The sequence below is a fragment of the Fischerella thermalis PCC 7521 genome (assembly GCF_000317225.1).
Classification (GTDB): Bacteria; Cyanobacteriota; Cyanobacteriia; order Cyanobacteriales; family Nostocaceae; genus Fischerella; species Fischerella thermalis.
Window position 1 is genome coordinate 72,188 of the sequence record NZ_AJLL01000090.1, and the last position, 17,504, is coordinate 89,691.

Annotated in this window: 9 protein-coding genes and 1 pseudogene; 4 read left to right on the forward strand and 6 right to left on the reverse strand. The window is 40.7% G+C overall.

Going from position 1 to position 17,504, the window contains the following annotated elements; genetic code table 11:
- Nucleotides 1-243: 243 nt before the first annotated feature.
- Nucleotides 244-7,038, reverse strand: a complete 6,795-nt coding sequence (locus tag UYK_RS0119330) for a PAS domain S-box protein (protein WP_016871985.1) — start codon at nucleotides 7,036-7,038, stop codon at nucleotides 244-246.
- A gap of 21 nt (nucleotides 7,039-7,059) precedes the next feature.
- Nucleotides 7,060-7,260 (reverse strand): hypothetical protein, encoded by a 201-nt coding sequence (locus UYK_RS0119335; RefSeq protein ID WP_009454175.1) that lies wholly within the window; start codon nucleotides 7,258-7,260, stop codon nucleotides 7,060-7,062.
- Nucleotides 7,261-7,973: 713 nt separating this feature from the next.
- On the opposite strand from UYK_RS0119335, the gene UYK_RS0119340 reads away from it, so the two are divergent.
- Together UYK_RS0119340 and UYK_RS0119345 are read left to right on the forward strand one after the other, a co-directional pair.
- The gene (locus UYK_RS0119340) at nucleotides 7,974-8,534 is read left to right on the forward strand and encodes an SRPBCC family protein (RefSeq protein ID WP_009454176.1); all 561 of its coding nucleotides are present in this window, start codon (nucleotides 7,974-7,976) and stop codon (nucleotides 8,532-8,534) included.
- 5 nt (nucleotides 8,535-8,539) lie between these two features.
- Nucleotides 8,540-9,115: a DUF924 family protein gene (locus UYK_RS0119345; protein ID WP_009454177.1), complete on the forward strand. Its 576-nt coding sequence runs from the start codon at nucleotides 8,540-8,542 to the stop codon at nucleotides 9,113-9,115.
- A 95-nt stretch (nucleotides 9,116-9,210) separates the two neighbouring features.
- On the opposite strand, the gene UYK_RS0119350 is transcribed toward UYK_RS0119345, so the two are convergent.
- From UYK_RS0119350 to dnaK, 4 genes are all read right to left on the reverse strand, one after another.
- Entirely contained in the window at nucleotides 9,211-9,441 is a 231-nt protein-coding gene (locus UYK_RS0119350; protein ID WP_009454178.1) for a Nif11-like leader peptide family natural product precursor, read from the reverse strand.
- Between the two features lie 327 nt (nucleotides 9,442-9,768).
- On the reverse strand, nucleotides 9,769-11,517 hold the full coding sequence (locus UYK_RS0119355) for a protein kinase domain-containing protein (RefSeq protein ID WP_009454179.1): 1,749 nt from the start codon (nucleotides 11,515-11,517) through the stop codon (nucleotides 9,769-9,771).
- Nucleotides 11,518-12,709: 1,192 nt separating this feature from the next.
- A complete protein-coding gene (locus UYK_RS0119360) occupies nucleotides 12,710-13,696 on the reverse strand; it encodes a DnaJ C-terminal domain-containing protein (protein WP_009454180.1) in 987 nt (328 codons plus the stop codon).
- Between the two features lie 277 nt (nucleotides 13,697-13,973).
- Nucleotides 13,974-16,067 carry a molecular chaperone DnaK gene (dnaK, locus tag UYK_RS0119365; protein ID WP_009454181.1) on the reverse strand — a complete coding sequence of 698 codons (2,094 nt, stop codon included), beginning with the start codon at nucleotides 16,065-16,067 and terminating at the stop codon, nucleotides 13,974-13,976.
- Between the two features lie 115 nt (nucleotides 16,068-16,182).
- On the opposite strand from dnaK, the gene UYK_RS0119370 reads away from it, so the two are divergent.
- Together UYK_RS0119370 and UYK_RS27395 are read left to right on the forward strand one after the other, a co-directional pair.
- The gene (locus UYK_RS0119370; RefSeq protein ID WP_009454182.1) at nucleotides 16,183-17,028 is read left to right on the forward strand and encodes a M28 family peptidase; all 846 of its coding nucleotides are present in this window, start codon (nucleotides 16,183-16,185) and stop codon (nucleotides 17,026-17,028) included.
- A 351-nt stretch (nucleotides 17,029-17,379) separates the two neighbouring features.
- Nucleotides 17,380-17,457, forward strand: a pseudogene (locus UYK_RS27395) (DUF2891 family protein); the annotation flags it as partial.
- Between the last annotated feature and the right edge of the window lie 47 nt (nucleotides 17,458-17,504).

Here is a 17,504-nt window from a genome sequence, read left to right on the forward strand (position 1 = left end):
AGTCATTGTGGTTGAAATTTTTACATTTTAGTATTTTCTGGGATGGGCAAGAGCGATCGCGCTACTTAATTAATATCAAGTTTGGCTCTATTGCTTAGGATATTATGCTCATACCATTTCATATTAATTACAATACATTTAAAGGGAATTGGTATTAGTTGTTGGACATTGGGCATGGGAAAATCATCAGTATCTTAATTACTGATTATCAATTACCAATTACCAATTACCCATTACCAATAGTTAATTTTTGACTGCGTTAATTAATTCCATTATTTTCTCAAACTGAAAGTTTTCAGCTAAATCACTCAGAGAGTTGATCAGTAAAGATTTTTCGGGAGGGATTTGCTCAAGTAAATCTAAAATCAAGTCATCACTGCATTGAGCAGCAGCATAATGCACTTTTGTCAACCACTCACTTGGCATTTTTGACAATAGAGAAACTATATCAATGGAATTTAAAAGTGTTTCTGTATTTGTTTGCTTTTGCGATAATTTTAAATGACTTTCTTGTTGGTAAAGATATTTCACTCCCAGATATTGGCTAAGTTTTTCAAGCAACAGTTCTTCACGGAAGGGTTTATTAATAAAATCATCACACCCAGCCGAGATCATGGCCTGTCGTTGTTCCTCGAAAGCATTAGCAGTGAGGGCGATGATGATCGTAGGGGAAGAAGACCCCCAGACGCGGAGAGTGGGAGGCGCGGAGAAATTATCAACAACATTCTTCCCGTCCCCGCGTCGGAGTATCCCTATGTCCCCCTTGTCCCCCTTGTCTTGTCTTTCTCTGCGTTTAATTTCCCTGGTAGCTTCGTAACCATCCATAATTGGCATCCGCATATCCATGAGGATGAGATCAGGTAGCCAGGATTCCCAAATAGAGATGGCTTCTTTACCATTGGTAGCTTCCCTGACAGAAAAGCCAATAGATGTCAGCAATTTTACTAATAGCAAACGACTATCATTAGCATCATCAACTACCAAAATCCGGTACTCAGGTTCATTAGGTGCTATACCAATTACTTGATGATGTACGGAAGTGGTGGTTTGAATTTCATCCACAGAAGCGATACCAATCTGAATATAAAAGGAAAATACACTGCCTACACCCACAGTACTGCTGACGTTGATCTCACCTCCCATTAACTGCACGTATTTGCGGCTAATTGCTAAACCTAGCCCAGTTCCCTGCTGCGATTTTCTACCTGCTTCGGTTTGTCCAAAAGCTTGGAAAAGTAAATCAATTTCTTCTGGGGAAATACCAGGTCCGGTGTCTTGTATCTCGAAGCAGAGGTGGGGCTTCTGTGATGGGGTGGTGGGGAGATGGGGTGGTGGGGTAAAATTTTTCTCCCCATCTCCCAATCCCTCAATCTCCCTATCATCTTTCTTTGCATCTGGGAGAAAAACGCGCAACTTTACGCTTCCTGTTTCAGTAAATTTAATGGCATTGCCTAAGACATTGAGTAAAACTTGCCGCAGTTTACTAGAGTCTGTTCTTACATATCTGGGAATTTCGGGTGCATATTCAAATACTAGTTTTAACCCTTTGGCTACAGCACGGATGTGCAACATTTCTTGGAGATTGTCCAACAGATAAATTAAATCGAAGCTAGATAAATTCAATGTGGTTCTACCAGCTTCGATTTTGGACATTTCCAAAATATCGTTGATTAAATTGAGTAGGTGTTCGCCAGCACGATTGATGATTGCCAGATTCTGTTTGTTTTCAGAGGAGAGAGTGCTGTCACGACTCATGATTTGGGTGAAGCCAAGGATTGCATTGAGGGGGGTGCGTAATTCATGGCTCATGTTGGCTAGGAATTCACTTTTGGCACGGTTAGCAGCATCAGCAGCGATGACAGCTTTTTGGAGTGCGCTTGATTGCTTTTGAGTTCTTGCTAGTAATTGTGCCTGCTGCAAAGCTACTCCCAATTGATTGCCAATTTGCACGACGATGTTAATTTCTCCTTTTTTCCATTGTCGAGAATTGGAATTTTGATAACTTGCTAGTAGTCCCCAAAGTTGATTACCACAAAAGATAGGAACTGTAATGTAGGCTCTGACTTGAAAGCGTTCTAAAAGATTGATGTAACAAGGATCAAACCCAGCTGTATAAATATCTGGTACGCACAGGAAACTTGCGCCTCTGGTATACACACCACCTTGGGTTTGTTGCAGATAGGTATCAAGTACTTGGTTATCTCCACTATTCAAAGTTGTGACTGTGCAGCGTTCGTTTTGGGTAGTAGTTTCTCTGAGATGAGGTTGATCTTGTTGTTGTTCAATTAGCGATCCCCAATCGCTTGCTACTGATTCGGCAACAAATTCGCCGCTCCAGTCAGGGTTAAAACGATACACAACGACGCGATCGCAATTCAGCACTTGCCGCAATTCTTGAGTAGTGGCAGTAAAAATTGTTGCCAGATCCAGTGTCTGGCGCATTCTCTGAATAACTTGGGCTATGGCTCTTTCTCTGTCTGCACTTTCGCGTAAGGCATCTTCGGCAAATTTGCGTTCGGTAATATCTGTGACTGTGCCAATGTAGCCTTTAAATTCACCATCATCTCCAAATTCTGGTAAAGCTTGACCTATGACCCAAATGACTCTGCCATCGGTGTGTACAAAGCGATACTCAGAATAAAAAGGCTTTTTTGTTGATATTGTTTCTTGCCATTCAGCAAAGACGCGATCGCGATCATCTATATGTATAATTTCATGCCAAAACCTATCTAAATCAGCCTTGGAAGTAACTCCGGTAATCTCACTAAAACGCTGATTTACATACAGGTACTTACCATGAGGGTCAGTGTGGAAAATGCCTACAGGTGAGGCTTCTGCTAAAGTTTGGTAGCGACGTTGACTTTCTTGCAAAGCTAGTTCAGTATGCTTACGATCTGTGATTTCTATCACAACTGTACCTACACTAGCGGGGTGATTGTCCTCTCCAAAAATAGGGAAGTAAGAAGTTAAAAAATGCCGTATAATACCAGGCTGCAAAGGTAATGCTGTACTTAGCTCTATGTTGAGAACAGGCTTACCAGTTTGCATAACTTGTTTGTGGACTGATGCGATCACAGGAGCAACGTCGGGTACTATTTCCCAAAGGGTCTTGCCTAAATGCTGGCTTTGGGACATTCCATTAATATTTGCTAGCACTTCGTTGATCTGCACATATCGTAATTCCTCATCTAATATTGTTAACCCTACAGGAGCGCAGGAGAAAAAAGCATTGAGGCGGGCTTCCCGTAAAGCTAATTCCCTTTCTAAAGTTTTACGTTCGGTGATGTCTTTGTGCGTACCAGTCATTCGTAGCGGTTCTCCCGATTCATCGCGCTCAAATACCTGAGCGCAAGACTGTATCCATTTCCATTCACCGGATTTAGAACGCAGGCGAAATTCTACTTCATAAACTGGACTTTCACCACGCAAATAAGCATCCAATTCTGATTTGATAACTGGTGCATCGTCTGGATGCACCAACTCCCCAAAAGCGTGGGAATCATCTGTAATTTCGTGTGCTTCGTATCCCAGCATTTTCTTCCATCGCCAGTCGCGATAGACTTTGCCAGTTTTGATATTCCAATCCCACAATCCTAAATCACTAGCTTCTAGTGCCAGTTGTAAACGTTCTTCGCTTTGGCGATGGGCTGCTTCTACCTGTTTACGTTGAATGAGCGCCCCTAGTTGAGCTGCGACAGCACCTACCAAATATAGTAAACGGCGATCCAAAGCATGGGAGGTGTTTTTAAAAAAGGCCAACACAGCTACTACTTGATTATCGGCTAAAATTGGCACGGCAAAACCAGCTTTTAATCCGACTTGCGCTGCTTGGTGCGTTCGCACAAAAGCTGATTCTGTCACTTGAGAAACATCTTCTATCCATTCTGGCTTTTGCTGGCGCCAAACTCGCCCCAACAATCCCATACCTTTTTCGAGTCTGACAATCTGGGTGTATTGGCAAAATTCTTCTAAGTTGTTGTGGCGTCCATACCAAGCTAAGCTATATTCCAAAGCAGTGCCATTGGCATTGGGTATCCACGCTTCAGCAAAATCCCAATCGATAGTAGTACAGATGAGCCGTAGAACAAGGGCTAAGGCATCATTTACATCTACAGCACGACTGATTGCTTGGGTTGTTACCAATAACAAACGACTTTCATTTTCCGCTTGCTTACGTTCTGTGATGTCATGAGCAGTACCAAGTAAGTACTGTTGTCCGTCTATTTCTATTAATTCAGCACTAAACAGTGTCGTCTTTAGCTCTCCGTTGGCAGTACGGAACTCAACCTCGTGATTGCGAATTGCTTTTGTATGGCGCAGAACTTGGGTGAGCATGGTACATTCTTCTTGATTCACCCAAATATTTAATTCTCGATAATTGCGATCAATTACCTGAGAACGAGAATAGCCAAAAAATCTACAAAAGCTATCATTAACTTCTATGTAGCGGATGTCTGGGAAAGTAGTGAGGGTGATGGGATCGGGAGATGAGCGAAAGGCTGAGGCTAGCTTGGCTTCCGACTGTCGCAGTGCTTTAAAGGTGCGTAACCTCTCCCGTGCTTCTAGTGCTAGGGAGACTAAATTGCTCAAAGAGCGTGCGAAATTTTGATCTTCTGCTGTCCAATCACGAGTAGTACCTGTGTGTTCTAGACATAACACACCCACTGTCATACCCTCAAGCTTGACGGGTGTATCAAGCATTGCAGTAATTCCCAGGGGAGTTAAATAGGATTCAGAAAATTCTTTGGTTCTAGAGTCGGTATGGGCGTCTGTGGCTACAATTGGTTGGTCTTGCTCCAAGGCTTGAAAATAAGATGGATAGTCTGCTGCTACTAGAGAACCACCATCGCTGTGCCTATTACTACTTTTTTCAAATAAGTCAAGGCATTGGATTTGAGTACGTGTTTCGTCATATAGCCAGATACTGACTCGTTCTACTTCGATATTTTTGGCTGCTACTTCAGTGATGTTACGTAAAGCAGCTTTTAAATCACCTTGATAAAGTACTTGATTTTTAGCGAGTTGGGTTAATACTAAGTTGTGATTGCGAAGCTTGTCAGCACTAGCTGTTAGCGCTTGTTCTGCGCGTTTGCGCTCTGTAATATTGGTGGCTGTGCCTGTAACACCAACTATTTTACCCTCTTCATCTTCTACGGTGATCGCATTCAAAATCAGGTAGACTAAGCTACTATCTTTGCCAATGCGGATGGTTTCATACCCAAAAATAGACTCTCCATTGAGGATACACTCAAATGCGCAAAGGTCTTGGGCAAGTTGTGCAGGTGGAACAAATTCAGTGAAGCAACGCCCGATCATCTCCTGTTGTTCATAACCAAGAATCTGTTTGACAGCAGAGTTGACATAGGTAATGCATCCGGAAGTATCCACTGACCAAATGATATCCCGGGAGGTTTCTACTAAGTGACGATATTTACTTTCACTGGCTTTTAAGGCTGCTTCCGCGTTGAGGCGATCGCGAATTTCTTGCTCTAATTTTATCCGGGCTTGTTTTTCCTGTTCTAGTAGTTTGGCTTGGGCAAGAGCAATTCCCAATTGGGCGGCGATCGATTCTAAAAGTTCAATTTCTTCTGGACTCCAGTCTCGGTAGCGATCGCACTGATGTAAACAAACCATGCCATTTGCTTGGCTGTTGTAAGAAGTGCGTACTGCTAGTATGGACTTGATGTTATATTCTCGGCATAATTCTTGAGAATTCTTTAATAAGGGATAAGTATAAACATTTTTAACTGCTATAGCTTGATCTTGAGCTAATAACTGTTGAACGTGAGGATTTCCGCTTACAGGTATTTTATAATGACTTATAGAAGTACACCCAGGGGTCAAAAATTCTGCAAAGATCGGGATTTGAGGAGTTGGTGAGTCTACATAAGAATGAATTAGGGCGCGGCTTACACCCAAAGCCTCTCCTATTTGTTGCGCAGCAGTTTTGATAATATTTTCTGTGTCTAATTCTGAACGGATTTTGTTTGTAATTTTTCTGAGAATATTACTACGTTCTAGTTGTTGTTGTAATTCTAAATCTGATTTATAGCGTTCATAGGCTATAGAAATTGCTCCGCCAACTGCTTGTAAAAAAGCGATTTCTGAAGCTTCCCAAAGACGTGATTCTATACAATTATCAAAGCCAATAAAACCTAAAAATTCTCCCTTAGCAATAATTGGCAAAATTAGAATCGAAAGTATACCTTGCGGTTCTAAAATTGCCCGTTCTGATGCGGGTAATTCTGCGACAATGCCAGAAATAATTTTGCCCTGTGGCAGTAAAGCAGCCCAGCGAGGAAAATATTCTTCATAAGGCAAGTTTTGCAGAATGGGATTATTAATTGTGGAATTAATACCCTCAGCACACCACTCAGCCCGTTGACTCATCAGCAACTTGCCATCATCTGCATAATGATTCTCAAATATGTAGACGCGACTCGCCTTGGAAGCACCTCCCAGAATTGGCATAATATCTTGGTAGCATTTATTGCTGTCATCAAATGACAGCAACCGATGCTGCACTTCTACCAGTGCTGTCAGATATTGTTCGCGCAACTGTCGGGCGGCTTCAATACGTTGACATTGTTGCATTTCCAGCAGCAACTGTTCGTTTTGCTTTTTGAGTTGCTGTTGGAGTTTCTGGATAGTAATTTGATTTTCTACACGTACTAAAACCTCTTCTGCTTGAAAGGGCTTAGTAATGTAGTCTACAGCACCAATTTTAAAAGCTTTAACTTTGTCAAAAACATCATGATACACACTGAGAAAAATTACCGGAATATGGCAAGTCGCCTCATCGGCTTTCAGTTGTTGACAAACTTCATAGCCATCTATATCTGGCATTTTAATATCAAGCAAAATCAGATCCGGTAAAGCTAATTTTGCTACTTCTAAAACCATTGAACCTGTAATTAAACCCCGGACTGCATACCCATATTGAGACAAAGTAGCAGATAAAGCTTGTAAATGTTCCCAGGAGTCATCAACTATGAGGATGCTTCCTTTGCTTGTTTGCTGTGAATTGCTGCTACCCATATTGGTTTTAATTGACGTGGTTTAGAAACGCCACCAGGTTTTTTGCAAGTGACTGAGAATACCTATTGCGATCGCTACCAATAACAACATTAAAATAATTCCTCCAGGAAGAAAAGTTAGTACCCCAAATCCCCTTAATACCCAGACGGCGATTGTAATCCCAAGAACAATACCAACTGCTTGGGTTAATCTGCGATTTAATTTAGAAGAAGATTGGCTCATATTGCTACCTATTGTCTCAACAATTAAGCTTATTCCAAGGATGAAGTATTCATGTCATGTCCGTTTAAAGACTTATCATATCTGTGAAGGCCGGTAATTGGTAATTGGTAATGGGTAATGGGAAAAATCAATGCCCAATGCTCAACTGCATCAGAATAATATCGTAAGTAATTAGCCGGACTTGATATCAAACATCAGTTTTTAGCTTTCATCCTTATTTTGGTGACAGTCGCTCATGGGGGAAACAAATCTCCAAGACTGCGCTGTCTCACCACCGCAGTGGCTCCTCTGCTCCTCTGCATACCTGCGGAAGCCACTGCGGGTCTACGTACTTCTGCCTTTCTTTGTAAAGATATTTGTGCAAGAGGTCATTTTTAGCCATTATTATGGCAGTTTTTACATTTTCTGAGAATTCCTACTTAAAAGCTAAAGTAATTTTAATTACTTTAGATTGATAAACTTTTAAGCATAATAGCCGAGAAAACAGCATCTCCGGAAATTATATATCTGGAGTTGGAATTAGAATTGATCGGATAGACTCTATCAATTGAAGTGATCACACCTTATAAACCGATGAAATAAGTAGCTATCATGAACTGCATAGGCCAGGAAGGAGTTAAAGATCAAAAGCTAGGAAAGAAACTTTTTCCTTCTACCTTTTGCATAGCTAACCACCTTCTGTTTTCGATGTGTTGAGGAGTGAGTGAAACGTTATGTCTGCATCTTATATTTCAGACTCATTTACCACAGGTTTGCCAATGACTTGGAGTCAAGACAAGCAACAGAAAATCATCCAGGGTGAAATTTTTACAGAAACGCGATCGCATACGTCTTGGGGTGGTTGTGTTACTGCTTGGATGTATTTACCCCTGCTGCGATCGCAAGTATTTTCCCAACTAACAGATTACCCTCGTTGGGTACAGTATTTTCCCGATATTACCAGAAGCGAGGTTTTGCAAATCAAAGGTGAAGCCAAGCGTCTGTATCAAGCAGCACAAAAAGTCTTCTTGTTTTTCACAGCCCATGTGGAAATTTACCTAAACGTCATTGAAGAATTAGGACAAAGAGTGCAATTTCGCCTAGAAAAAGGTACTTTTCACGACTTCAGCGCTGAATTATACTTACAAGATTATGCTAACGGTACTTTGTTGAGCTATACAGTACAAGCGACTCCTAACATCCCCATACCGTCTATTTTTATTCAACAAGCAATGAATTTTGAATTGCCTGCAAATATGCGTAAAATGCGACAAGTTATTTGTAATGCTCAGTAAAATCAATGTCACAGGCACAAGAAATATTAGACTTTTGGTTTGGTAAGCCCGATCAACCTAATTACGGTAAACCACAGGAATTTTGGTTCCAAAAGAAACCAGAGTTTGATGAACAAATACGAAATAGGTTTTTTAAAGATTATCAAAAAGCAGCAGAGGGTTACTTAGATGACTGGATGGAATTTCCAGAGTCTTGTTTAGCACTAATTTTACTGCTAGATCAGTTTCCTCGTAATATGTTTCGTGATACTCCACAAGCCTTTGCCACCGATTGGGAAGCACTTTCAACAGCTCATCATGCTGTTGCCCAAGGATATGATCAAAAATTGCTACCTGTACAGCGTTGGTTTATTTATTTACCTTTTGAACACAGTGAAAACCTAGAACATCAACGTCAAGCAGTTAAGTTATTTAAACAACTCAGTGATGATCCTGATAGTGCTAGCTGTATTGAGTATGCAATTCGTCATATGGAGGTGATTGAACGTTTTGGTCGTTTTCCTCACCGAAACGCAATTTTGGGAAGAACTTCAACTCCAGACGAAAAGGAGTTTTTGAAACAATCTAATTCGTGGTTTTAGCTAAGTTTCATCTCAAGCAGAGGGGTTCATTGGGACAGCCCTCTGCCTTCTGCCTTATCCCAACGACAATGATTTACACTAGCTAAATTATCATCTCACTGCGTAAATCCTACACAAAGACTTGTATCTCCACCAAACCATGCCAAATCCAGTTCAGTTTCAGTGAAGTTGTAACCAATAGAAGCAGCAAAATCAACTATTTTGCTTTTGTCCCAATTCCAGACACCAAAAACGCCTTTGTTAGAACATTTGTTATAGTATTGCTCGTAGAGAACTTGATCTGAATTTAAAAGCTCATAAAAAGCATTAACCTGTTCTAGCGACATAAAATGTTGTTTCCAATAGGATTTTGTGAACTTACTAAAATCTACACGGCTTACTAGAGGATTTCCGTTAAGACAGTTTTTATATTCAATGTATTTGCTTTGTCACAAGGATAAATTTTTCGGCAACGCCAATTCTTCCAATGGTCACTAAAACATTTTGTTTCTTAATAACCCACTAGCCAAATCTATCGCAAGAAGGAAAGTGTGAAAGGAGATGGAAAGACAAGAAGGACAAGGGGGATGGTTAACTAACTAATGTACAGACGTGCCATGGCACGTGTCTACAAGCAATAACCACCAACAACCAACAATCAACAACCAACAAAATTACCAAGTACGATAATTACGTGCTGTTTTGTTGCAAGGCTGAATTTCGTCTCCAAATACCCACCCTTGTGTACCATCAGCAAGTCGTACTTGAACAAAATCTCCCCTTGCTTGAATAAATAAAACTTTTTCACCAAGATTCAATTGTTTTAATGCACCAACTTCTGTTTGTGGTTCTGGACGCAGTTTTGCTAATAATTTGCCGCCAGAGGGAGATACAAGACGACACATTTGTGGTGCTTGGGAAATGAGATTTTGTTGGGAATTACCTCTGCTTAAATTAACGGTATTTAATACTATGATACCCGCGATCGCACTCATGAAAGCAGCCGTACCTGTCTTGAGTAATGGTCGTTGCGCTTTTTTGGGAGCGACTGAAACAATCATAGACTGAGGTGGTAGTGAGGGCTTAGCTACTTCTTCGGACTTTTTAAATTGAGATACCCGTATTGTCTTTAGTACAGGTTGTGGTGATGCTAATGTAATTGCAAAACGTTTAGCATACTCTATCGGGGTGTAACCATCACTATACTCTTTGCAGGTTATATCTTTAACCCTAAAATCCTGTTGACCCAAACGTATGTGACTACCAACAGCAAGAGGTATTTCCCCAGCTAAAAGCAACTGTCCATCAACGATTGGCGGGTTTTGCTGTCGTAAATTTCGTAAATAAAATCTTTGCTTTTCGGTATGAAAAAATATCTCAGCGTGCAGTCCAGATATTGTCAGATCTGGTAAAACAATATCGCACTCTTGAGGGTTGCGGCCAATACGTATTTTACCTATATTTTTACTAGCTTGATTCTCAAGAATCGTACGATATTTAATTTGTCCGTCTTCTATCCACTCTATTGTTAATTGATGTAATTTCTTACTGACAATTTCTGATTTTATCTCAACTTCTGCTGCTTCTGTTTCACTAGAATTAATTAATAATTCTCGCAGTGCTTCTAATGTCTCAGTCGCCGTTTGGTAGCGGTCTTTGAAATGATAACGAGTCATCTTAGTAAGGACATCAGCAAACTCTGGAGTCACAGAGGTGAGTTCTTGCCAAAGTACTTCTCCTGTCTCCGGATCATCTTGTAGTGTATGCGGATGTACTCCTGTTAATGCTTGAATACCCATCATCCCCAAAGCATAAATATCACTGCTGGGACGAGGTACACGCCGGATTTGTTCAGAGGGCATATAACCACGAGTACCAACAACAATTGTCATATTTTGCTTTCCTGACCCAATTATCGTTTGGTTTCGCAATTGTTTAATTGCCCCAAAGTCAATTAAAACTAATTGATTATCACTAGCGCGTCTAATCACATTATCTGGTTTGATGTCGCGATGAATTACTCCTTGACCGTGGACAAATTCTAAAATGCTTAATATTTCAATAAGCATTTTAATAGTTTGTTTTTCTGTCCATTTTTGTCCGACAAAAAATTCTCTACTGAGGGGATGTCCCTCAATAAACTCTTGAACTAAGTAGAATTGTTGGTCTTCTTCAAAGTAAGCTAAAAGCCTTGGTATCTGGTCGTGGTTACCTAACTTTTGCAGGGTTTCGGCTTCTTTTTGAAATAGCCTCCTGGCAATTTCTAAAGATTCTGAGTCCGTACTAGTAGTTTTAAGATGTTTAAGAACACACTTAGGTTTTCCGGGAAGATGTATGTCTTCAACGATATAAGTTTGACCAAATCCCCCCTCACCCAATACTTTAAGGACTTGATAGTGTCCTGCGAGTAACTGACCAATCATATTGTAAAGGTGATGATGAAAAAGTTAATCCAAATTTGCTTCACAATTTAGTTGTTTAACTTGTTTTCCCCTCCCCTATTTATCTCAAGTGCTACATCAAAAAAAGATTAAAATTTGGCGATTGTAAGGCATCTTATTGTCATTTATTGGCATTTTTGTCACTTTTTTGACCATCAGTAGACATAAATAAAAAGCCTGGTAAATCAATGAATAACAAATCTACAGAGTTTATGTTGCCAAACTGGCAACTATCATCGTAAACTATATTTTTACTTAAATTTAATATTTATTTTATTTAGAAATAATCACAGATTTGTAAATTTTGATTTTCATAAATTCCGCTGTTTATGCTACTAAATTTATAAAAAATAAAATTTTAATTTTAAGACAGAAAAAGTTGATTACTAGTATTAAATTTACTAGCATTGTGGCAAGATTATTTGAATAATTGTTCTATGGAAATAAAAACATTATAAATGTTTCCTGACAAAATAGAGTAAAAAACTTGTAAATATCCAGTTAAGTTGGTGATTTGTTTAAATTTAAGCCAACACGATAACACAGATTAGCGGCTGACATCCTCTCCCAACTAGTAGAGATAATTGCTGTAACAATGGTAACTATGATGCAATTGCAAATAAAATTCTGTTACACCGATAATCATGCAATTGTTACAAAAATCACAAAAAAGTTAGATAAAGTTATATTTGGCTTTAAAATCAATTTAATTACTTAAAATATAGAAAAAAATAGACACTTTTGATTGTCAATCAAGATTGAGATAGTTTTCAGCTGGTGCGTATAAAGTTGTATACCTTACAGCAAAAAGATGCATACTCACTCTTTTAATCTATTTTGGGGGCAATTCATATGCGATCGCACCAATGTTTTTTTGCTGATATCTTGCACCTACGCCATATCTTGCCTTGGAATTTATTTCAAGGCTAATAGCACAAGTCCGTTTCCAACAGACTCAAAGACTTGGCGCTCTGAAAATTTAGTGCAAGATATCAGTAGACATCACGTGCTACAAGCCGGGAAACCCGTCCAACGCAGTGGCTCCGCTTCCCGTCGATTGCGAACTCCCGTAAACGCGCTCATAAGCTTAAGGCACAGAGAGTACCCGCAGGGCTTAAGGTAAGGGTGGAGTGGACATTGGGCGTTGGAAATTACCAATAACCAACTAACAACCTTATGAAAACAAATCAGCACGGGGTCTAAAATTTTCAATCTGTCGTATTTTTTCGTATAATTGCCGTTCTTCTTGGCTAATATTTTTAGGAGTAACTATTTGAATTTCTACTAATTGGTCGCCGCGTTTACCTTTGTCGCTGGGATAACCCTTACCAGCTAAACGTAATCTTTGTCCAGACCTAACTCCGGGAGGAATGGTCATTTTTACCAAACCATCAAGGGTTGGTGCTTCAACTTGGCCTCCCAATACAGCTTCACTGGGAGTAATGGGGATTTGACAGTAAATATCTGTGCCTTCTATTTTAAAAAGAGGATGAGGTTCGACAGTGATTTTTAAGTATAAATCGCCACCATTGATGCCTTGATTACGGAGACGAATAATTTGACCTGTTACCATTCCTGCGGGCATTTCTACTTCTAGCGATCGCCCATCCTCTAGGCGGATTCTTTCCAAACCACCGTGATAAGCTTTTTCTAGAGGTAGAGATAATCTTGCTTCGATATCTCGCTTTGTGGGGCGTTGGTTTGGGGTATATGCAACTTTTGTTCTCGGGGTACGAAATGGATCGGCGTTGGTGGTATTAGCAGCTGTAGATGTGGCGTTTCGACCAGTTTTTACACCAATGACTTCATTAATAAAGGTTGTAAAATCCGAATAATTACTAGGGTTTACATCCTGGGTACTGCGACCATTGCTACGGCTATCCGCGCCCCAAGGTTTTTTCTGTGCTTGTTTATCAAAGCCTTTTTGCTTCCAGTAGCGGCTGAATTGGTCGTATTGGGCTCGCTTTGTGGGATCGGAGAGGATTTCATAAGCTTCACCGATATCCTTAAATTTTTCCTCTGCTGCTTTGTTCCCTGGATTCAGATCTGGGTGATACTGCCTAGCTAAGCGTCGGTAATTTTTTTTAATTTCTTCATTGGTGGCATCTTTAGATACTCCCAAAACTTCGTAATAATCGCGAAAATTCCGCAAATTCTGCATAATCAGTTTTAATTAAAGATTTAGTTTTTAAGATAGTTGGTTGTTGGTTGTTGGTTGTTGATAATGAATGATCAATTGTTAGCGGTTGGTAGTTGTTGGAAAAAACAAATAACCACTAACCATTAGCTACTGACTATTACTGATTACCTATTAATATCGACTAAATCCGAAATTCAAATCAATTTCATCACCTTTTTCTAACTAAATATTCAGTATTTTGCACTAGCAATACATCTGAACAACGAAGGAGTGATAATTTTTTACCTAACAAGCTTGATTACCAATCATCGTCATCATCCCAGTTATCCTGATAGGTGGGACGAGAGCGGCGTGAAGAACCACCGTCAAAAGCAGAAGAACGGCTGTCTCGACCATAGCTTTTGTCGTGGTCTCGGCTAGGACTGCGGTCATAATCTCTGCCATAACCTCGGTCATAGTCTTTGTCATAGTAATCGCGATCGCGGAAAGTGTCTCTAGGATAATCCCGGTCTTTATCACCACCACCTGTAAAAATGTCTTTAATCGCACCTAACAAATCGTCATCTTCTTCTTCAGCGTAGTACTGGCGGACTTCGCGGTTGAGGTCATACAACGCATCTTGCAAGTCGGCGTAAGCTTGGTCTATGCCGCGATCATCATTTTCTTTTAAACTCTCGCGCAGTTCCCGACAGATGTTGTCAATTTGTTGACGACGGTTGCGGGCAAATGCCATACCAAAATCTAGTGCCACTTCCCGCAATTGTCTTTCGGCCTGTAAAATCAAAGCCTCAGCCCGCGTACGTTTTTCAACTTTTTCTTTACGTTGTCTGTCTACGTCAGCAAATTTCTCAGCTTCTCGAATCGCTTGTTGAACTTCACTTTCACTTAAGGTAGAAGCACCTTGAATTGTAATACTCTGCTCTCTACCTGTGGTTCTATCTAAAGCAGTTACTTGTAATATGCCGTTAGCATCGATATCAAATGCTACTTGAATTTGGGGAATACCACGAGGTGCTGGAGGGATACCGTACAGCTTGAATCGCCCTAAGGATTTGTTATCTGCTGCCATTTCCCGTTCACCTTGGACTACGTGAATTTCCACAGTGTTCTGGTTATTTTCTGACGTGGAAAAGATGTCAGAACGGCGGACAGGAATAGTAGTGTTGCGGGGAATTAGTACTTTCTTAACGCCACCTATAGTTTCCAGTCCCAGAGATAGGGGTGTCACATCCAGTAACAATACATCCTTGAGTTCGCCAGCGAGAATACCCGCTTGAATTGCTGCACCCACTGCGACAACTTCATCAGGGTTGACGTTTTGGTTGGGTTCTATGCCAATCATAGCGCGTACTAGCTGCTGTACCATAGGCATCCGTGTAGAACCGCCTACTAGTACAACTTCGTCAATATCATTAGGGGTGAGTCCAGCATCTTTTAAAGCGCGTTTGACAGGGACACGTAACCGCCCTAACAAGTCATCGCATAAGCCTTCAAACTGGGAACGAGTCAGGCGAGTTTCTAAGTGGACAGGTCCTTGTTCCGTAGCAGCGATGAAGGGCAAGTTAATTTCAGTGACGCTAACAGCAGAAAGTTCGATTTTGGCTTTCTCCGCAGCTTCCATCAAACGCTGCAAAGATTGTCGTTCTCTTCTTAAATCTACTTTTTCTTGTTCGAGAAATTGTTCTGCTAACCAATCGACAATTTTTTTATCAAAGTCATTACCACCGAGTTGAGTATCACCGCTGGTAGCTTTAACTTCAAATACACCGTCACCAACATCTAGGATGGAAACGTCAAATGTACCACCGCCTAAGTCAAATACTAAGATGGTTTCCGTCTCCCCGCGATCTAAACCATAAGCCAAAGAAGCAGCAGTTGGTTCGTTGAGAATTCGCAAAACTTCCAGACCAGCAATTCTACCAGCATCCCGCGTTGCTTGCCGTTGGGAATCATTAAAATAGGCGGGAACGGTAATTACTGCTCCTGTAACGGGTTCCCCCAAGTACTTACTGGCATCTTCGGCCAATTTCTTGAGAATCATTGCCGAAATTTCTTCTGGGGCAAAATCTTTATTTAAACGGGGGCAAACAACTTTAATATTGCCAACTTCATCTTTGCGAATGGTATAAGGTACACGCTTCGATTCTGGACTCAGTTCACTGTACCTACGTCCCATGAAACGTTTAATTGCAAAAAAAGTATTTTGAGGGTTGAGGACAGTTTGTCGCCTTGCCATTTGCCCTACAAGGCGTTCGCCGTCTTTGCTAAAGCCAACTACGGAGGGAGTTGTTCGCATTCCTTCTGCATTGGCAATAACCACCGGCTTGCCACCCTCCATGACGGCGACTACAGAGTTAGTTGTACCCAAGTCGATGCCTACTACCTTGCCCATGCGTTAAGTTTCTCCTAGTATTTCTATATAAATTTTTTGTTTAGAACTAATGCTTGATTTATTGTATCTTGCTGTTGATAAATACACCTTCAACCAGGTTCGCTGTTAGAATCTTGTGAATTTAAAAAACCAACTGGAAACTCATCTTACTCAAATAGTCCGCGATCGCGATCCTTACATGGCAAGTGCTGGCCATTTTTTTGTTCAAGAATACATTCGCGCCTCATTTGCACAGTGGGGGAGTGTGGATATCCACACCTTTTATGTGAGTGGTAAAGCTTGCAAAAATCTCATCTTGAACTTACCTGCTGCGGATTCACAAAACAGAGACTTGCCACCAATTTTAATTGGTGCCCATTATGATGCTGTGCCTAGTTCCCCAGGGGCTGATGATAATGCTACAGGTGTAGCAGTGTTACTAGAGTTAGCAAGGATGTTTGCAACACAACCAATCAAATATCCGTTGCAGCTAGTAGCTTTTGATATGGAAGAATATGGCTTGTTAGGTAGCATTGAGTATGCAGCTAAGTTGCAAAAAGAACAGCAACCGCTACGCTTAATGATTTCTCTCGAAATGTTAGGTTACTGTAACTCCAATCCTGGTTCCCAAATTTACCCGCCACCTTTACAACATATCTATCCTAGTCGTGGCGATTTTATTGGTTTAATTGGCAATTGGCGAACCTTAAGAGATTTAATTAACATTAGCCGCAGTATTCGGAAAGTGGGTGTAGCAAGTCAGTGGCTACCAGTACCTAATAAAGGTCATATAGTCCGACAAACTCGACAGAGTGATCACGCCCCTTTTTGGGATGCAGGTTATCCAGCCATCATGATTACAGATACGGCTTTTTTGCGAAATCCCCATTATCACAAACCCACTGATACAATTGCCACTTTAGACTTGGATTTTCTGACTGGTGTTTGTCAGGGTTTGGAAAAGGGAATTCGACGGTTGTGAGAGACAGCGAACACAAACAACTAAATCAGCTATCAGTTATCAAATTAAACAGGTCACTTGTTCACTGATTCATGTCCAATGACAAATGACAATCCCAACTTGTACCAGACACATCTGTACCGACTTACTGATCAGATTTTTGCAGTGTGCGATCGCGTACTCAGACCTAAGCTAATTAAATCATCAATACTGCATTTCATTTAGCTTACTCTATTTACTGTTGTAGTCAGCATAAAAACCAAAGCTATGGAGATAGACGCAGCGATCGCAGCAAAATTGATCCAATTGGTACTTACCTGCATCAAAAAAGAGTATCCCCATAGCGGTATTTACTGATTTGATAACGACGAAGATATCAAGCCACCAGACCAATTAACACCTGCTTTTTATAGTTGCTTGGATTGGCATTCAGCAGTGCATGGACACTAGTTACTCACACGTCTCACTCGTTATTTTCCTGAAGCCTCCTTTCAGAC